Source organism: Mesorhizobium sp. M1A.F.Ca.IN.020.03.2.1, assembly GCF_004023205.1.
In the GTDB taxonomy this organism is placed as follows: Bacteria; Pseudomonadota; Alphaproteobacteria; order Rhizobiales; family Rhizobiaceae; genus Mesorhizobium.
This window is the reverse complement of sequence record NZ_RZSV01000124.1, coordinates 1-16,287: the sequence shown is the minus strand read 5'-3', so window position 1 is coordinate 16,287 and position 16,287 is coordinate 1. Positions and strand designations below refer to the sequence as shown.

At 65.0% G+C, this 16,287-nt stretch carries 17 protein-coding genes; 7 read left to right on the top strand and 10 right to left on the bottom strand.

Annotated elements, in window-relative coordinates; translation table 11 throughout:
* The 3 genes from EOA79_RS19450 to EOA79_RS19440 all read right to left on the bottom strand — a co-directional run.
* Positions 1–277 (bottom strand): YciI family protein (locus EOA79_RS19450; protein ID WP_164893886.1); only part of this gene is annotated, 277 nt, incomplete at its 3' end.
* A 206-nt stretch (positions 278–483) separates the two neighbouring features.
* Positions 484–1,893 carry an ATP-binding protein gene (locus EOA79_RS19445; RefSeq protein WP_127335123.1) on the bottom strand — a complete coding sequence of 470 codons (1,410 nt, stop codon included), beginning with the start codon at positions 1,891–1,893 and terminating at the stop codon, positions 484–486.
* Positions 1,890–2,606 (bottom strand): response regulator transcription factor, encoded by a 717-nt coding sequence (locus EOA79_RS19440; protein WP_066994281.1) that lies wholly within the window; start codon positions 2,604–2,606, stop codon positions 1,890–1,892. Before EOA79_RS19440 ends, EOA79_RS19445 begins: the two co-directional genes overlap by 4 nt.
* A 237-nt stretch (positions 2,607–2,843) precedes the next feature.
* Here EOA79_RS19440 and EOA79_RS19435 point away from each other — a divergent pair, with 237 nt between their 5' ends.
* The 4 genes from EOA79_RS19435 (at position 2,844) to clpS (ending at position 4,332) form a co-directional block, all read left to right on the top strand.
* Positions 2,844–3,146, top strand: coding sequence for a hypothetical protein (locus EOA79_RS19435; protein WP_066994286.1), 303 nt, complete (start codon positions 2,844–2,846; stop codon positions 3,144–3,146).
* Positions 3,147–3,186: 40 nt separating this feature from the next.
* Positions 3,187–3,435, top strand: a complete 249-nt coding sequence (locus EOA79_RS19430; protein WP_066994288.1) for a hypothetical protein — start codon at positions 3,187–3,189, stop codon at positions 3,433–3,435.
* A gap of 144 nt (positions 3,436–3,579) precedes the next feature.
* Positions 3,580–3,921 carry a hypothetical protein gene (locus EOA79_RS19425; protein WP_245322261.1) on the top strand — a complete coding sequence of 114 codons (342 nt, stop codon included), beginning with the start codon at positions 3,580–3,582 and terminating at the stop codon, positions 3,919–3,921.
* Positions 3,922–4,026: 105 nt separating this feature from the next.
* A complete protein-coding gene (gene clpS, locus EOA79_RS19420) occupies positions 4,027–4,332 on the top strand; it encodes an ATP-dependent Clp protease adapter ClpS (RefSeq protein WP_067326504.1) in 306 nt (101 codons plus the stop codon).
* Between the two features lie 149 nt (positions 4,333–4,481).
* Here the strand turns inward: clpS and EOA79_RS19415 are convergent, their stop codons facing one another.
* From EOA79_RS19415 to EOA79_RS19400, 4 genes are read right to left on the bottom strand one after another with little or no spacing between them, the layout of a single operon-like run.
* Positions 4,482–6,569, bottom strand: coding sequence for a hypothetical protein (locus EOA79_RS19415; RefSeq protein ID WP_095823284.1), 2,088 nt, complete (start codon positions 6,567–6,569; stop codon positions 4,482–4,484).
* Between the two features lie 3 nt (positions 6,570–6,572).
* On the bottom strand, positions 6,573–9,389 hold the full coding sequence (locus EOA79_RS19410; protein WP_095823283.1) for a DUF4159 domain-containing protein: 2,817 nt from the start codon (positions 9,387–9,389) through the stop codon (positions 6,573–6,575).
* Complete coding sequence (locus tag EOA79_RS19405; RefSeq protein WP_127217485.1) at positions 9,386–10,372, bottom strand: DUF58 domain-containing protein; 987 nt, start codon at positions 10,370–10,372, stop codon at positions 9,386–9,388. The genes EOA79_RS19410 and EOA79_RS19405 overlap by 4 nt, the downstream gene beginning before the upstream one ends.
* A complete protein-coding gene (locus EOA79_RS19400; RefSeq protein ID WP_095823281.1) occupies positions 10,372–11,376 on the bottom strand; it encodes a MoxR family ATPase in 1,005 nt (334 codons plus the stop codon). Before EOA79_RS19400 ends, EOA79_RS19405 begins: the two co-directional genes overlap by 1 nt.
* Positions 11,377–11,529: 153 nt before the next feature.
* Between EOA79_RS19400 and EOA79_RS19395 the strand changes: the two genes are divergently transcribed.
* Genes EOA79_RS19395 through EOA79_RS19385 form a run of 3 tightly spaced genes read left to right on the top strand, consistent with a single transcriptional unit; the run spans position 11,530 to position 14,056 of the window.
* The gene (locus tag EOA79_RS19395) at positions 11,530–12,159 is read left to right on the top strand and encodes a DUF1285 domain-containing protein (protein ID WP_095823565.1); all 630 of its coding nucleotides are present in this window, start codon (positions 11,530–11,532) and stop codon (positions 12,157–12,159) included.
* Entirely contained in the window at positions 12,159–12,791 is a 633-nt protein-coding gene (locus EOA79_RS19390; RefSeq protein WP_066994302.1) for a CoA pyrophosphatase, read from the top strand. The genes EOA79_RS19395 and EOA79_RS19390 overlap by 1 nt, the downstream gene beginning before the upstream one ends.
* Positions 12,788–14,056, top strand: coding sequence for a CCA tRNA nucleotidyltransferase (locus EOA79_RS19385; RefSeq protein ID WP_095823280.1), 1,269 nt, complete (start codon positions 12,788–12,790; stop codon positions 14,054–14,056). The genes EOA79_RS19390 and EOA79_RS19385 overlap by 4 nt, the downstream gene beginning before the upstream one ends.
* Before the next feature lie 24 nt (positions 14,057–14,080).
* Here EOA79_RS19385 and EOA79_RS33210 read toward each other — a convergent pair whose 3' ends face one another.
* The 3 genes from EOA79_RS33210 to EOA79_RS19370 form a co-directional block, all read right to left on the bottom strand.
* Positions 14,081–15,061, bottom strand: coding sequence for a S8/S53 family peptidase (locus EOA79_RS33210; RefSeq protein WP_095823279.1), 981 nt, complete (start codon positions 15,059–15,061; stop codon positions 14,081–14,083).
* A gap of 88 nt (positions 15,062–15,149) precedes the next feature.
* Positions 15,150–15,728 carry a hypothetical protein gene (locus EOA79_RS19375; protein ID WP_095823278.1) on the bottom strand — a complete coding sequence of 193 codons (579 nt, stop codon included), beginning with the start codon at positions 15,726–15,728 and terminating at the stop codon, positions 15,150–15,152.
* 267 nt (positions 15,729–15,995) lie between these two features.
* Positions 15,996–16,181 (bottom strand): DUF1059 domain-containing protein, encoded by a 186-nt coding sequence (locus tag EOA79_RS19370; RefSeq protein ID WP_066994310.1) that lies wholly within the window; start codon positions 16,179–16,181, stop codon positions 15,996–15,998.
* Positions 16,182–16,287 lie beyond the last annotated feature (106 nt).

Below are 16,287 nucleotides of genomic sequence, written 5' to 3'. Positions count from 1 at the left end.
CTATCGCCTCGTCCTGGTTGGCGCAATCCAGCACATAGAGGCCCAGCAACTGCTCCTTGGTCTCGGCAAAGGGGCCGTCGATCACCATGCCGTCGCCCGGACCGCGCAGCGTGACGGCTTTCGCCGTCTCCCCCAGCCTTGCCGCCGGGCCCAGCTTGCCGGCGCGGGTCAGCCTGTCGTTGATCTCGAGCAGGTCTTTCATGACGGCTGCATCCTCGTCGGGCGTCCAGGACTGGACGGTCTCTTCGACGTGATAGGCAAGGATTGCGTAGAACATGGTTCGGTTCCTCGTGCGGGGATCCGAAAATCAGAATCGATTTTTGCGTCGCTGACCTTCGGTTCGGTAAGGGTCATGCACCAAATTGAAGTGCTACAGCATCCCGCGTCCTGGAGGACGCACGGCGCTTTAGGGCGGGCTGCACTATCACAAGGATGGCGCGGCTGATCCAGTCCTCTGGAGCAGCCGGGAAAGCGCTTGCTGACTCAAGCTGCCAGCGGCAGGCGCAGCTCCGTCAGCAGGCCGCCGCCGGGATGGTTGGAAAGGCTGATCTCGGCGCCGGCGCCGCGGGCGATGTTGCGGGCGATGGTCAGGCCGAGGCCGAGCCCGCCGGTCTCGCGGTTGCGCGACTGTTCGAGGCGCACGAAGGAACCGAACACCTGATCCAGCTTTGCCTGCGGAATGCCCGGCCCTTCATCGCGGATGCTGAGCGTGATTGTATCGCCAGAGCGCTGCACGCCGATATGCGCCTTCTTGCCATAGGTGACGGCGTTCTGGACTAGATTGGTGATGCAGCGGCGCAGCGCCACCGGCCGCGCGATGCAGACCAGGCCGCGCGAAGGCGTGGCGTCCTCGTCGAACGAAGCGTCCTCGAACATGTCGGCGACCGCCTCCACCAGCGACCAGAAGTCGATCCGCTCGGCCTTTTCCTCGGTGACCTCGAATTTGGCGAAGTCGATCACCGAGCTTGCGATGCTCTCGATGTCGGCAAGGTCATGCGCCAGCGCTTCACGGGCCGGCGATTTGCGCAGCAGCTCGAGACGCAATCGCATCCTGGTCAGCGGCGTGCGCAAATCATGCGCCAGTGCCGCCGCCAGGTGCTCGCGGTCCTCGACATAGTCGCGCAGGCGCATCTGCATGGCGTTGACCGCCTTTGCCGCGGCGCGGATCTCGCGGCTGCCGGTCTCGGCGATGGGCGGGCTTTTGAGGTCCTTGCCGATGCGGTTCACCGCGGTCTCCATCATGCGATAGGGTGCGGTCAGCCGGCGCAGCGACCAGATCGACATCACGATGATCAGTCCCGCTATCAGCGAATAGAGCGGCAGGCTGTCCCAACTCAGGATCGGCCCAGCCGGCGTGATCGGCTCGGTGAAGTTCAGCCACTGGCCGTCGGAAAAGCGCAGCGACGCCGTCAGCTTGTCGCTCTGGGCGAAATCCGCGGCCAGCACCAGCAGATCGCGCTCGACCTGGCCGACATCCTTGTTCATCACCTGACCGTCCGGGACATCGGCTTCCTGCGTTGCCGGATCGCGCCGCACACGCGCGTCGGTGATGCCGAACTTGGACAGGCGGCCGACCAGGATGTCCTCCAACTCGGCTAGCTGGTCATCGCCGGCGATCGAGGAAGTGACGGCGGGGCTGTCCGAAACGGTCAGTGCGTAGGTGGCATTGAACAGACCGGAAGCGGTCGCCTTGCGTTCTTCAGGCGTGGCGTCATGCATCAGCTGCACCAGCGAATAGGCGCGGTCGTTCAGCCGGTAGAGATCAACCACATCGTTGGCGGCGGCGCGGTCGCGCGCCACGATATAAAGCGTCGCGACCTGGCTGATCATCAGGCCGGCAATGACGATGAGCAAAACCCAGACAGGCAGGGTTTGCGGCAGCAAGCGTCTCATTCGGAGGTCGTTTCGGGCAGAAACTGATAGCCACCGCTGCGAACAGTCAAGATCAGTTTTGGCGTCTTGGGATCGTCCTCCATCTTGCGGCGCAGGCGGCTGACCAGGATGTCGACGCTGCGATCGAAGCTGTAACCGGTGTCGCCGCCGGACAACTCGATGAGCTGCTCGCGGGTGAGAACGCGTTGCGCGCTCTTGACGAAGGTCTGCAGCAGGTTGAACTCCGCCATCGTCAGTTCCACCCGCACGTCGTCGGGCGCCGTCAGCCGGCGGCGCGAGCAATCCATGGTCCAGCCGGCAAAGCGGTAGATCTGCTTGGCTGTGGGCCGCCGCGGCTCGGCCGTGCCGTTGCGCCTCAGCACCGCTCGGATGCGGGCGAGCAATTCGCGCGGATCGAAGGGTTTCGGCACATAGTCATCAGCCCCCATCTCGAGCCCGACGACGCGATCCGTCGTCTCGGTCACCGCGGTCAGCATGATGATCGGTGTCGTGTGATTGGCGCGGATCTCGCGGCACAGTTCCAGCCCGCTTTTACCGGGAAGCATCACATCGAGCACGATCAGGTCGACCTGCGCCCGGCGCAGGATCGACTCCATCTCGGTGCCGTCGGCGGCCACTGTCGTGCGCAGCCCCCGTTTCTGGAAAAACTCCTGAAGCAGGTCGCGTATGCCCTTGTCGTCATCGACGATCAGTATGTGCGAGTCGGATTTCACGAGAACCCCGCGATTTGTGTAGCCAAGCTGCCCTTCTGTGATCACCCACACGATAGAATTCGGGCCACATCTTGGCCAGTGGCGGCGACGTGGGACGGAATGGCTTCCCCAGAAACAATTCAGAAACAAAATTCTACACTCGGGAAAAACTCGTGAAAAATTTCAAGGGCATAACTGGTGGCGTGGCGGTCAGGTCATCGGCTGCGACGCAAGTTTCCGGAGTAACGGGCAAGACCGATGCAGAGGTTCTGGATCAGCGTGATGGGTGCTTTGCTTAGCATGTCGCTCATCACAGCCGCAGTCGGGGCCTCCAACGCAAAGGTAACGCCGCTGACCCGGACCGAGCGCTGCACCAATCTCAACCGTCAAGTTGACGAAGCCCTCGAAACCCATGCCGCGGCAACGCAGGTCACCGCGGCGAAGGCACTTCAAAGAAAGGGAAACCGGTTCTGCGCTGCCAAGAAACAGGCGCAGGGCATCCGGATGCTCGCAAACGCTTTGAAGCTGCTTGGAGTGACACCGATCGACCCGGTTCAGTGACGCTCAACTCCTCGACCCGCATGAAAAAGGAAATGAAGCCATGACAAAGTCCCTCCTCTCCGCCCTCGGCCTCGCTGTTGCTCTCGCTTTCTCGATGCCGGCTGTCAGCAACGCCGCCGCCACGACGACCGCCGCTCCGGCCGCCTCGACCACGACCACGGCTCCGGCCGCTGACGCTACGGCGAAGACCGCTCCGAAGAAGGTCGCCGCCAAGAAGGCCTGCAAGGTGACCAAGACCCACAAGTGCCCGGTCAAGAAGGCCCCGAAGAAGGACGCGAAGAAGTCCTAATCCAGGCTTCGATCCTGATCTTTCAAGACCGCTCCGGCCGAAACCGGCCGGGGCGGTTTCCAGCGGCCGAATCCTGACACCGGCAGCTTGCGCCGCGCCACTTCCTTAACCCGATCGCAATGCCGGTGCCGTAGGACAATCCGCATGAAGAAGCGGCTTTCGTCCATGATGCGCTCGCTGGCTCTCGGCGGCTTGGTTGCCACCGGGGCAGCAAGAGCGCTGATCATCTTGACAGCCAGCCCAGTGCCGGATCCCGCCAGCGGCAGGACCGAGCCGGAACTTTTCGCGCCGGCCATCTCATCGAGCTTCGACTACATCACGCCGGCACAGAGCTGGGTCCTGATCGTGCTGACGGGCGCGACGCTGATCGGCTTCGCCGCCTGGATGATTGGCGCGTTCATGGAGCGCGGTTCCAACATGGACGACGGTGCGTCGCACGATCGGTCGGCAGGGGCGTTGAAGCGCAAACAGCGCTATCCCACATAAGCCTTCATCGTCCCTCGATTCTCCGCCCTCCAGCGGACAAATGGACAAATGCTTCCCTGCCTGAGGGAGTGCAAGCCAGACCCAGTTTCCAGCTGGTGAATTCCAATGCCTGAGACCGTCCTCAAACCGCGTACCAAGACGCAGCCGAAGACCGAGCGGCCGAAGCTCTACAAGGTCATCCTGGTCAATGACGACTTCACGCCGCGAGAGTTCGTGGTGACGGTGCTTAAAGGCGAGTTCAGGCTCAGCGAGGATCAGGCGCATCGCGTGATGATCACTGCGCATACGCGCGGCGTCTGCGTGGTCGCCGTCTTCACGCGCGACGTTGCCGAGACCAAGGCCGCGCGAGCAACCGACGCCGGCAAGGCCAAGGGCTATCCGCTGCTGTTCACGACCGAGCCGGAAGAGTAGGGCGGCTCTGCCTCGCCCGTGTCCTGGAGAGGGAAAGCGAGGCCGCCGGCCGAGCAAGGTGGGGGCAAGCGCCGTATTTGATTGTTGCGCGCCGCCCCTCATCCGCCCTTTCGGGCACCTTTCCCCGGAAGGGGGAGAAGGAAAAGGCTCTACCTTCCTTCTCGATACCACATCGAGCCGATGGCCAGGAGCAGCAAGCCGAGGCCGAGGAAGCCGCCGAACAGCGGCACGCGCGAGACGGCCTTCAGCGTGCTGTCGTCGGTGGTGCGCAGCCCGATCCAATCGTTCCCCGATGCCGCCCCCGAGGAGCGGACCGGTACGATCGAAGGCAATGCCACACCGCCGGCAAGATCGCCAAGCATGGAGGATGGCGCGAGCCGGCGCACGCTGCCGCCGGTCGCCTCGGCCGGCGCCTTCAGCCTGTCCTCGGTGGAAACGACATCGGCGAATTCAGGCGCATTGATCGGGCCGACATGGGCAAGCGCGGTGAGGTCGCCGTTGCCGACCTGATAGAGGCCGATCTCGCTGGTCTGCAGGCTGCCCGTGAAAATCCCTGGTTCGGCTTTTTCCAGCTTGACCGTCATCGTCTTGCCGGAAGGCGTGATCACCTGGGCGGGGCCGGGATCGTCGCTCATCGTCTGGCGGCGGATTTCCAGCACCATGCCGCGGCCGTCGGCGGTCAGCCGTTCTTCTTCAAGTTCGGGTTCCTTCATCAGCCAATGGGCGATGCGCCGATAGAGCTGGACATGCGGTCCACCGCCTTCGAAGCCGCGCGCCCACAGCCAGCCCTGATCGGAAAGCAGCATGCCGACCCGGCCCTCGCCCTTGCGGTCGAGCACAAGCAGGGGGCGGTCGTCGGCCCCTTTCATCACCACCGCGCCCTCGGGATTCTTGACGCCGATGGTGCGGAACCAGCGGCTCCAGCGCGGCGGATCGGCGGCGGAGCCGTCGAGCCCGCGCGTGACCGGGTGGCGCTGGCCGAGATCGGTGAGACGCGGATAGAAGGCCTTATCGACGACCTCGCCGCTCGGCATCGCGGGCAGGGCCGACATCAGCGGCGTTCGGGCGATGGAGCTTTCGCCGGCATATTCGGGGCCGGCGGCAATCAGCAGCGCGCCACCCTTTTCGACATATTCGGAGATGTAGTCGTAATACAGGATCGGCAGCACGTCGCGGTGCTGATAGCGGTCGAAGATGATCAGATCGAAATCCTTGATTTTCTCGACGAACAGCTCGCGCGTCGGGAAGGCGATCAGCGACAGCTCGTTGATCGGCGTGCCGTCCTGCTTTTCCGGCGGTCGCAGAATAGTGAAGTGGACGAGGTCGACCGAAGCGTCGGATTTCAACAGGTTGCGCCAGGTGCGCTCGCCGGCATGCGGCTCGCCGGAGACCAGAAGCACGCGCAGATGATCGCGAATGCCGTCGACCAGCGCGATGGCGCGGTTGTTGGTGTCGGTCAGCTCGCCCGGCTCGTGGTCGATCGAAAGCTGGACGATGTTGCGGCCCGCGTTGGGAATGGTGACTTCAAGCTTCATCGGCTGACCGATGGTCGCATGCTCGACAGAGACCTGCTCGCCATTGACCGAGACCCGCACGTCGACCGGGCCGCCCCGGCCTTCCGTGGAAAGGACCCGATAGCTCATGTCGAGCGGCTTGCCGACGAGGCCAAACCGCGGCGCGTTCTCGAAGCGGATGCGGCGGTCCTTCTCGTGCTCGTTGCCGGTGATCAGCGCATGGAGCGGCGCGTTGAATTCTGGAGCGCCGGCCGGCGCGTCATGCACCTCGCCATCGGTGATCATGATGGCGCCGCCGATGCGCGAGGGCGGCACATCGCGGAAAGCGCTTTCCAGCGCGCCGAACAGCCTGGTTTCCGTGCGCTCATCGGCGGCCTCGGATTTGCCGGCTTCGACGACGCGGACGTCGAATTGCTTGAAGCGGCCGAGGCGCTGCTGAAGGCCCGTCAGCGCTTCGTCGGTTTGCTTGGTGCGGTCGCCGATGTCCTGGCTCTGGCTGCGATCGACGATGACCGCGACGACGCTCTTCAATGCCTCGCGTTCCTCATCGAGGAAAACGGGATTGAGCAGTGCCGCGCCCAGCGCCAGCAGGGCGATGACGCGCAGGACAGAGCCGCGCTGACGGAACCACAGGCCAGCCAGCGCGAGCAGCGCGAGCGGCACGATGACGACCCAGAACAGCGGCCAGGAAACGAGCGGCTCGAAGGAGATCGACCAGTTCATGAACTACTGTCCCAGCCGTTCGAGCAGGACGGGCACATGCACCTGGTCGGATTTGTAGTTGCCGGTCAGCATGTACATCATGATGTTGACGCCGGCGCGCAGCGCGTAGACGCGCTGCATCGGATCCGGCGGCACGGTCGGCAGCATCGGATCGCCGTTCTCGTCGACCGCCCAGGCGCCGGCGAAATCATTACCGGTGATCATGATCGGGGAGACGCCGTCGCCGGTGCGCACGGGACGGTTCTCGGTATTGCTGGCATCGAGCGAGGCTTCGACCCAGAGCGGACTGCCGTTGAAGCGGCCGGGAAACTCGGGAAGGATGAAGAAGGACTTCGTCAGCACATGGTCCGAGGGCACCGGCTCCAGCGGCGGCACGTTCAGATTGCCGAGAATATCGCGCAGCCGCTCGGTGGCCGGGCTTGCCGAGCCGGCGCCGATGCCGTTGGAGAACTGGTCGCGCGTGTCGAAGAGAACCGTGCCGCCCTGCTGCATATAGGCGTCGATGCGGGCGATCGCGGCTTCGCTGGGCATCGGCGCGGTGGCGTCGATTGGCCAGTAGATCAGCGGATAGAAGGTCAGTTCGTCCTTGGAAATGTCGACGCCCGCCGGCGGACCGGGTTCCAGCGCGGTCTTCTCGATCAGGAAGCGGGTTAGGCCTTCGAGGCCGGCGCGGCTGATTGAATCGACGCCCGGCTCGCCGGTGATGACATAGGCGATCCGAGTTTTCGAAATGTCCTCGATGGCCTGGGAATCGCCCGGCTTCGAATCATCGGCGCGGGCAAAATCGGCGTGGCCGAAGAGCCCGCCGAACACGATCAGCAGGGCAGCAGCGGTCGCCGCGGCGCGGCGCGGCCGGCGCGAAAATAGCCCACCCATCCAGAACACGGCAAGCGTGTCGAGCACCATCAGCAAGAGGGCCAATGTGACCAGCGGGCCTTTCAGGTTCTCCGATTCGTCGAAGGCGTAAGGGATGGCCGTCACCGGCAGCGAGACCTGTGGCCGAGCAAGCGGCGTGAATGTGCTCGAGGCGTTGAGCAGGTTATGCGCGAAAACGCCAGTTTCCGAACCGTAGACGCCGGGCGGGTTTTCCAGCGTCACTGGAAGCGGGCCGGCGGCGGGCACGAGCGGCCGCGCATCGGGTGTCGGCGGCACCAGCGCGCCGTCGGCGCCGATCATGCGATAGGGCGCCAGCGATGCTGCGGCCGCCTCGGCATTGGCGACCGCGGCGCCCTGGTTGCGCGACAATTGCACTATGCGTCTCAGCATCTCGACGAAGCTGCCGGAGATCGGCAGGTTCGACCAGGTCGCCTCCGGTGTCACGTGGAAGAGCACCAGCGTTCCCTTGTCCTTCTTCATGCCCGTGACCAGCGGCGTGCCGTCGGCAAGCGTCGCCCAGGTGCGCTCGACGATGTCGGGCGTCGGCTCGGCCAGCACCTGCCGGCTGACCGTCACCTCCGTCGGCGGCGCGAGGTCGGCGAACGGGCCGTTCTTCGGGAATTCGGTGACCGGTTGCGGCGTCGTCCACGAAAGCGCGCCGCCCAGCGCGCGCTCGCCGCTGCGCAGCCGGACCGGCAAGAGATCATCGTCGTTGCCGGCGGCAGCCAGCCTTGAACCGGCAAAACGCACCAGCGTGCCGCCATTGTTCACCCAGTCGACCAGCCGTTGCCGGACCTGCGCAGGGATGGTGCCGACATCGGCCATGATGATCATCGCCGGCTTCTGGTCGAGAAGCTGCGGAATGGCATCGGCCAGATCGGCGCTCGACGGCTCCACCAGATCGGCGAAAGGCTGCAAGGCGCGGCGAATGTAATAGAGCGGCGACAGCAGCGGCTGCGCCTGGTCTGCCTCGGCCTGCGAAAGCAGACCGACGCGGCGGCGCTTGGAGCTCTCGTCCAGCACGCGAACGGCACCGGCCTGGTGCTCGCCATCGAGAGCTATCGAGGCGAAGTCGTTGCGCAATTCGAACGGCACCTTCATCGTTCCGGTGGCGGTGGCCTGACCCGGCGCGAAGGTCAGAGCCGCGTCGGCGATGCGGCGGCCCTTGTCGTCGAAGGCGCCCGCGGTGACCTGCGCCGGCGCCGGATCGCCCGGCCCGCGGATGGCGGTGAGCGTGAAGCCGTCGACCTGATTGTCGGCGCCGGTCAGGCCGGTGAGCGAGAGCCGGTCCGAGGTAGCCCAGACCAGCCTCGCGGCATTCCTTTCCAGGAGCGTCTTGAACGCCGCTTCGTCGCCGGTGGCGGCAAGGCCATCGGCAAGCACGGCGACGCTGGCGCCGGGCAGGCGCTCCAAAGTGGCTGCGACGCGGGCATAGACGGCGGGGCGGTCGGTCGGGATCGGGCGCGGCTTTGCCGCGCGCAGCCGGTCGAGTGCGGCCGATGCATCGAAGGGGCCGATCTCGGCATTCGGCTTCTCGGCGGTAAAGGCGATGACGACCGGCACGCCGTTCGAGCCTGCATCGGCAATCAGCCGCTCGGCGGTGGCGACGCGCTTGCCCCAGTCGGCGGCGCTTGCCCAGTCATTGTCGATGACCAGCGCGAGCGCCGAGCCCTCGGCCGGCAGCTTTTCGCGCGGATTGAAGATCGGCTCGGCGAGCGCGGTGACGACAAGGGCGGCCATCAGCAAGCGAAGCAATGTCAGCCACCAGGGGCTTTGATGCGGCGTCTCCTCGCGCCTCAGGACGCGGGCGAGGATTCTCAGCGGCGGAAAGACTTCGGTCCGCGGCCTGGGCGGCGTCAGCCTCAGCAGGTACCAGATCACCGGCAGGGCCAGCAACCCCCACAGCACCATCGGCGCGCCGAAGGAAAGCGGCAGCCAACTCATGCGACCGCCTTTCCGGCATCACCGCCCGCGGTCAGCCCTGCATGACCGCCACCGGCGGTCAGCCCGGCATGACCCGAGGTCAGACCCGGACGGCTGCTGTCGGCGGTCATCGCCATGTGGACGCGCACGAGCGCCTCGGAGGCGAGGCGGTCGGTATGATTGACAGTAAAGCTCCAGCCGAGGCGCTTGCACCAGCCGGCGAGTTCCTGGCGGCGAGCGATATAGAGCAGGCGGTATTCGTCTTTAAGCGTTTCGGCACGGCCGGCGGTCAGCTTGTCGCCGGTCTCGGGATCGGTGAATTCAGTGCGGCCGGCATAAGGGAAGGTCTCCTCGGCCGGGTCGGCAACCTCGATCAGGTGCGCGCGCACGCCATGACGGGCGAGCACGTCGAGCCAGGCCATGGTTTCCTCGACCGGATCGAGAAAGTCGCTGACGATGACGATGTCGCAGAAGCGTCGGATGGTGGAGAGATCGGGCTTCGCCGCCGGGTTGCCGGCATGGCTGAGCTGGGCCGCGATGCGTTCGGCGCCGTTGCGGGCAGTGAACGGGTCCGTGAGGCCCGGCCAGGCGATGCGCTCGCCGCTGCGCGACAGGAGCTCGGCCAACGCAAGCGCCAGCACCAGCGCGCGCGATTCCTTGGAAACGCCGGCTCCCGAGGATTTGTAGAGCATCGATGGGGAGGGGTCCGACCAGAGCCAGACGGTATGGGCCGCCTCCCACTCGCGGTCGCGCACGTAGGTGTGGTCGTCGCGGGCCGAGCGGCGCCAGTCGATGCGCGAGGCATCGCCTTCGACATAGGGGCGGAACTGCCAGAAATTCTCGCCTATGCCGCGCTTGCGGCGGCCATGCCAGCCGGCGATCACCGTGTTGACGATGCGGCGCGCCTCGACCAGCAGATCCGGCACCAGAGAGGCCCGCAACCGGCCACGGGCGAGCGCGTCGCGCGTCGCAACCGGTGCCTGGACCTCGCCTATTCGACCCATCAGATGCCTTTTGCCAGTTTCGCCACCACGTCGCGCACGGATGTGCCTTCGGCGCGGGCGGCGAAGGTCAGCGCCATGCGATGCTGCAGCACCGGCTCGGCGAGGGCACGGATGTCGTCGACCGACGGCGCCAGCCTGCCATCATATAGAGCGCGTGCTCGGGCGCACAGGGTCAGCGCCTGGCTGGCGCGCGGACCAGGACCCCAGGCGACATGCTTGTCGGTGTCGGCAATCCCCTGACCGGGACGAGCCGAGCGCACCAGCTTGAGGATCGCTTCGACGACGCTTTCGGGCACCGGCATGCGGCGGATCAGCGTCTGAATTTCCTTCAGCCTGGCTGGCTGCAGCACATTGTCGGCCCTGGCCTCCTCGACGCCGGTGGTTTCGAGCAGGATGCGGCGTTCGGCCTCGATCTCCGGATAGAGGATGTCGACCTGCATCAGGAAACGATCGAGCTGCGCTTCCGGCAGCGGATAGGTGCCTTCCTGCTCCAGCGGGTTCTGCGTCGCCAGCACGTGGAAGGGCGAGGGCAGGTCGTGGCGAACGCCGGCAATGGTGACGTGATATTCCTGCATCGCCTGCAGCAGCGCCGACTGGGTGCGCGGCGAGGCTCGGTTGATCTCGTCGGCCATCAAAAGCTGCGAAAAGATAGGCCCGCGGAGGAAGCGGAAGGATCGTTTGCCAAGCTCATCCTGCTCCATGACTTCGGAGCCGAGGATGTCGGACGGCATCAGGTCGGGCGTGAACTGGATGCGGCGGGAATCGAGGCCGAGCACGATGCCCAGTGTCTCGACCAGCTTGGTCTTGGCGAGGCCTGGCACGCCGACCAGGAGCGCATGCCCGCCGGCAAGCAGCGCAACCAGCGTGCGCTCAACAACGGCTTCCTGGCCGAAGATAACGCGGCCTACGGCGTCGCGGACCTTGGAGATGTCGGACAGCGCCTTCTCGGCCTGCTCGATCATCGCCTTGTCGCTCAACGGGCTTTCCTTGATCATCACGCTCATGCCGTTCGATCCTTGTGGTTGGAAATACCGGCTTGCATTCTCGATTCGCAGAATGCCGCGATTCGGCCTCGCCCGGCGCCTGCGATTGAACTTAAATCACAGGCTTGGGCTGACAAGGCTGACAATCCGGACAACAGTGACTATTTCGTGACCATGACGCATCGCACAGAATCCGGTGAAAAGGGCCTGACCAGCGCCACCGAGGCGCGCGGGCTGGAGGCGCTGATCTCGCGAGCGGCGCGCGCCGGCAAGGGGCCGGCTCCGGTGGAGCGCTGGAATCCGGACTTCTGCGGCGACCTCGATATGGAGATCAGGGCCGACGGCACCTGGTTCTACCTCGGCACGCCGATCGGGCGCATGCCGCTGGTGCAGCTCTTTTCCAGCGTGTTGCGCAAGGACGCCGACGGCAAGACCTATCTGGTGACGCCGGTGGAGCGCGTCCGCATCCGCGTCGCCGATGCGCCCTTCATCGCCGTCGAGATGAACGTGTCTGGGACCGGCGACGGCCAGGTCATCACGTTCCGCACCAATGTCGGGGACGTGGTCACCGCCGGGCCCGGCCATCCGCTGCGCTTCGTCGACGAGGACGCCACCGGCGGGCTCAAGCCCTATGTGCTGGTGCGCGGGCGGCTGGAAGCCTTGGTGGCACGGCCGGTGATGTACGAATTGGTCGAGCATGGAGAGGTGATCGACGTCTGCGGCAGGGCAATGTTCGCCGTCCGCTCCGGCGGCGAAGTCTATCCGATCATGCCGGCCGAAAAGCTCGACCGGCTAAGCGCGTGATGGACCAGGTGGCGCCGGTGCCGTTCTCGATCGCGGATTTTCGCGCCCGCGCAGCGGCGCAGGCCGAGGTCCAATCCGGCGACGAGTTCGGCGACCACCGCTTCAATCCAGGGCATCCCAGGCTGAAGCATATAAAACCGCTGCGCGACGCCGCGGTGCTGATCCCGGTCGTCGATCACGCCGACGGCGCCACGGTGCTGCTCACCAAGCGGGCGGAGAAGCTGCGCAGCCATTCCGGCCAAGTCGCCTTTCCCGGCGGCACCATCGATCCGACCGATCCCAGTCCTGAGGCCACAGCGCTGCGGGAGACCTTCGAGGAGATCGGCCTCGACCGCGATCACATCGAAATTGTCGGCCGCATGCCCGATTATGTCTCCGGCAGCGGCTACCGCATCGTGCCGGTGCTTTCGGTGGTGCGGCCGGGCTTTTCGCTGATGCTCAACGCCGACGAGGTGGACGCCGCCTTCGAGGTGCCGCTGCGCTTCCTGATGGACCCTGTCAACCACGCGCGCGACAGCCGCATGTGGAACGACCTCGAATGGTTCTTCTACGAGATGCCCTATGGCGGCCAGCGGATCTGGGGCGTCACCGCCGGCATCATCCGCACACTCTATGAAAGGCTCTATGCGTGAGCGCTGAGGTGTCTCTCTCGGGCAGGGCCGATTGGCTGGGCGAAAAGCATCTGCAGAAGCTGCTTGCCGCGCTGAAGGAGGGCGGCGAGGAGGCGCGGGTGGCCGGTGGAGCGGTACGCAATGCGCTGATCGGCCAGCCGGTGGCCGACATTGACATTGCCACCACGACGGTGCCCGAGGACACGATCCGCCGCGCCCAGGCAGCCGGCTTCAAGACCGTGCCGACAGGGATAGAGCACGGCACCGTCACGGCAATCGCCGGCGGCAAGGCCTATGAGGTCACGACGCTCAGGGCCGACATCGAGACCGACGGTCGGCGGGCGAAAGTCATCTTCGGGCGCGACTGGAAGGCCGACGCCGCGCGCCGCGACTTCACCATCAATGCGCTTTATGCCGAAGCCGACGGCGCCATCGTCGACCTTGTCGGCGGCGTCGCCGATATCGAGGCGCGGCGGCTGCGCTTCATCGGCGATCCGGAAGCGCGCATCCGCGAGGATTATCTGCGTATCCTGCGCTTCTTCCGCTTCTTCGCCTGGTATGGCGACGGCCGGCCCGACGCCGAGGGCTTGAAGGCCTGCGCCAGGCTGAAGGACGGGCTCGGCAGGCTTTCGGCCGAACGCGTGTGGTCCGAACTGAAGAAGCTGCTTTCGGCACCCGACCCCTCGCGCGCCCTGCTGTGGATGCGCCAGGCTGGCGTCCTCACCGCCGTGCTGCCGGAGAGCGAGAAATGGGGCATCGACGCCATCCACGGGTTGGTCAGGACCGAAAAGGGTCTCGGCTGGGATGCCGATCCGCTGCTCAGGCTGGAGGCCGTCGTTCCGCCGGATGCCGCGCGCATGAAGACGCTTGCCGAAAGGCTGAGATTTTCGACCGACGAGGGGGAGCGCCTGCGGCACTGGGCACAGACGGTTCCGCCTGAACCCAAGACGACCGAGACGGAATTGTCGAAAAGGCTCTATTTCGGCGACCGCCAAGGCTTCGTCGATCGGCTGCGGCTCGCGCTCGCCGCCGCGCGGACAGGGGCCATCGAGGACGATCAGGCGATGATGGAAGCCGGCGGTTTCTCGCGCCTGCTCGGCTTCGCCTTGAAATGGCAAAAGCCGAGCTTTCCGATCAAGGGCGCGGACCTGACCGAGCTCGGCGCCGCGCCCGGCCCGAAGCTTGGCGCCACGCTGAAGAATCTCGAAAGGGAATGGGTGGATTCAGCATTCGCCATGGATCGCGGCGCACTGCTCAAACGCGCCGCGCAGGCACTCGAGGCTTAGATCAGTCCTACATCGTGGCGCCGCTCAGCGTATCGCCACCGGGGCCAGGGCACGCGAAAGGCTTGCCTCGCCCTTGCCGTAGACTGAGGGGTTGTAGTTGACCAGCGTGTCGGTGCGAGCCGTGTTGAGCAGGTCGTTGGTGATCTGAACCGGGGTCGCCTTGGTGAATTTGCTGCCGATTATTGCGGCATATCCGGAGATGATAGGCGCGGCGAACGACGTGCCGTAAAGGCCGGTCTTGTCGCCTTCGACGCCGACCACCAGGAAATGGCTCTGCACGGTCGGGTCGGAGCCGGCGTAATTGGAATACCAGGCAAGCTGAGCCTTGTTTGACGCCGTGCCGTTTGTGGACAGCGCGCCAACAAAGATCGCCGTCGGTTTGCCGATCAGAGCGAGATCGAGATAATCCTGCTGTCCGCTGGTGACGCCGCCGACCGCAACCGAATCGTTGCCAGCCGCTTTCGAGACGATGGCCGATCCCTTGCTGGCGTAGGAGATGATCGATTGCTCCTCCGGGGCCCAGCGGATCTGGTTCACGCTGTAACCCGCGTTCGCGTACATGCCGTAGCTGAGGTTGAGGACGTTGCGGCCACTTGCCAGCGGGACGGCCGAACCCGTCGAGAAGTCCTTGGAGCGGATGGTCGCCGCAGGAGCGATCATGCTTGCTTCCTCGCGCGTCCACTCTCCGTGCCGCTGATATTGCGTGCCGATGCCGAAATTGCCGGAGAAGCGCGATGAACTGCTGAAGTCGTCGACGATGGTGATGGTGACGCCCTTACCCTTGTAGCCAGCGGCCCACGCGGCGCCGACATCGGGGCTCATCCAGCTCTGCACCGCTTGTGTCGTTCGCGCAACCGGTATCTTTGCGCTTACGCATATGGACCCGCCGCCGTGGCACAGCGCGGCCGCCTGGTCCGCGTCGAGAGCTTCCTGCGCCGACGCCAGGCATGCCGGCAGAATGGTCAGTGCCGCGGCAATGCCGAGCTTCCAGAAATTACCAGACATGGTCTTACTCCCGGTCAAAGCAGGAACGAGGACGGACGATCGCGAAGTTCGGGAGCAGGAAGATTTCTCATGCGCGGCATCCCGGCGATCAGAAAGTAACACGGTAGTTGAGCCACAGGCGCAGCCTTTCGGGGGTAGCGTTAACCAGATATTTCAGCGTGTCCTCAGGCGCCGTCTCCCCGGCTGCAAGCCGGCAGTTGACGCTGTAGGTGCCCAGATCCCCGTAGTCGGCCACGCAGGGCTTTTCGCTCAGGTTGCCGCCGAAGGTCGAGGTAACCGAAAGGGAGAGAGTGCTGTTGAGGCTCGGATGGGTCTGGGTGAGAAAACCGAGCTTGAGGCTCGGCGCGATGCGGTACTTTTCGGCTTGTTCCCCGGTTCCCACTCCCCACAGAAAGCCGCTGTCTTCGGTAAGTTGCGTGATGAAGTCGACGTGCATGTCGACCCAATCGCTGTGGTACCAACGATTGAACGAGACCCAGCTCCCGTCCTGCAGCTCATAGCCGCCATTGCCGAGAGCTCTGGCGCGGTCGCTGAGCCATGACCCCTGATGGATGTTCACGAGCGACGTGGTCATTTCCTGGGCCATCGACGGCGAGGCGCCAACGACTACGCACAGCAACAGTGCGGCTGCGCCGAAACCGTCTCGTTTGTTGGATCTTTCGCGCATGCGCGAAGCACCTCGCCCCATCGGATCCAGACGCGCCTTGTGGCGGACGGCTCCTCGGGCAGCCGCGGTCCCCGGATCATGCGCGACGATCGCATGGAGACCGTTACCGCGGGGTTATCCAAGCCGGTACGAATATAAGTTTTTGCTTGAATTCGGCGAAGCCAAGCCGTTGCCAGCGATCAGACGCAAACGAAGCGAGGTGCGCCGGATGCTGCATCCAACTCGCCGGCTTTGCCAATGGTCGTCCGAAAACGGTGACCCGATGCCTCAGGCCGCGTCGCGGACCTTTTGGATGCGCGAGCGGATCGCCTCGATCATGGTCTCGCGGATGGTGGTTTCGCCATGGGTTTCACGCATGTGCTCGACGGCGCGGCGCATGACCTCGGCTTCCTCCTCGGCGCGCGTGTGCCAATCGCAGCCAGGGACGAGTGTCCCGCATTGGAACTCCTTCATGGTTTTTCCTTTCCTAGGTCCGGAGCCCTGATTCCGCTCCTTGTTGTCATGCAATTCCGCATGGAAAGCCGCATCGCATTTTCCTGAAATGGCCCCGGTGGAAAAC

Coding starts and splice junctions, on each gene's coding strand:
- EOA79_RS19425 (WP_245322261.1), top strand. CDS start 3,580: ATGAAGAAGCGGCTTTCGTCCATGATGCGCTCGCTGGCTCTCGGCGGC.
- EOA79_RS19375 (WP_095823278.1), bottom strand. CDS start 15,728: ATGCGCGAAAGATCCAACAAACGAGACGGTTTCGGCGCAGCCGCACTG.
- EOA79_RS33210 (WP_095823279.1), bottom strand. CDS start 15,061: ATGTCTGGTAATTTCTGGAAGCTCGGCATTGCCGCGGCACTGACCATT.
- EOA79_RS19445 (WP_127335123.1), bottom strand. CDS start 1,893: ATGAGACGCTTGCTGCCGCAAACCCTGCCTGTCTGGGTTTTGCTCATC.
- EOA79_RS19415 (WP_095823284.1), bottom strand. CDS start 6,569: ATGAACTGGTCGATCTCCTTCGAGCCGCTCGTTTCCTGGCCGCTGTTC.
- EOA79_RS19430 (WP_066994288.1), top strand. CDS start 3,187: ATGACAAAGTCCCTCCTCTCCGCCCTCGGCCTCGCTGTTGCTCTCGCT.
- EOA79_RS19410 (WP_095823283.1), bottom strand. CDS start 9,389: ATGAGTTGGCTGCCGCTTTCCTTCGGCGCGCCGATGGTGCTGTGGGGG.
- EOA79_RS19400 (WP_095823281.1), bottom strand. CDS start 11,376: ATGAGCGTGATGATCAAGGAAAGCCCGTTGAGCGACAAGGCGATGATC.
- EOA79_RS19395 (WP_095823565.1), top strand. CDS start 11,530: ATGACGCATCGCACAGAATCCGGTGAAAAGGGCCTGACCAGCGCCACC.
- EOA79_RS19390 (WP_066994302.1), top strand. CDS start 12,159: ATGGACCAGGTGGCGCCGGTGCCGTTCTCGATCGCGGATTTTCGCGCC.
- EOA79_RS19370 (WP_066994310.1), bottom strand. CDS start 16,181: ATGAAGGAGTTCCAATGCGGGACACTCGTCCCTGGCTGCGATTGGCAC.
- EOA79_RS19405 (WP_127217485.1), bottom strand. CDS start 10,372: ATGGGTCGAATAGGCGAGGTCCAGGCACCGGTTGCGACGCGCGACGCG.
- EOA79_RS19435 (WP_066994286.1), top strand. CDS start 2,844: ATGCAGAGGTTCTGGATCAGCGTGATGGGTGCTTTGCTTAGCATGTCG.
- clpS (WP_067326504.1), top strand. CDS start 4,027: ATGCCTGAGACCGTCCTCAAACCGCGTACCAAGACGCAGCCGAAGACC.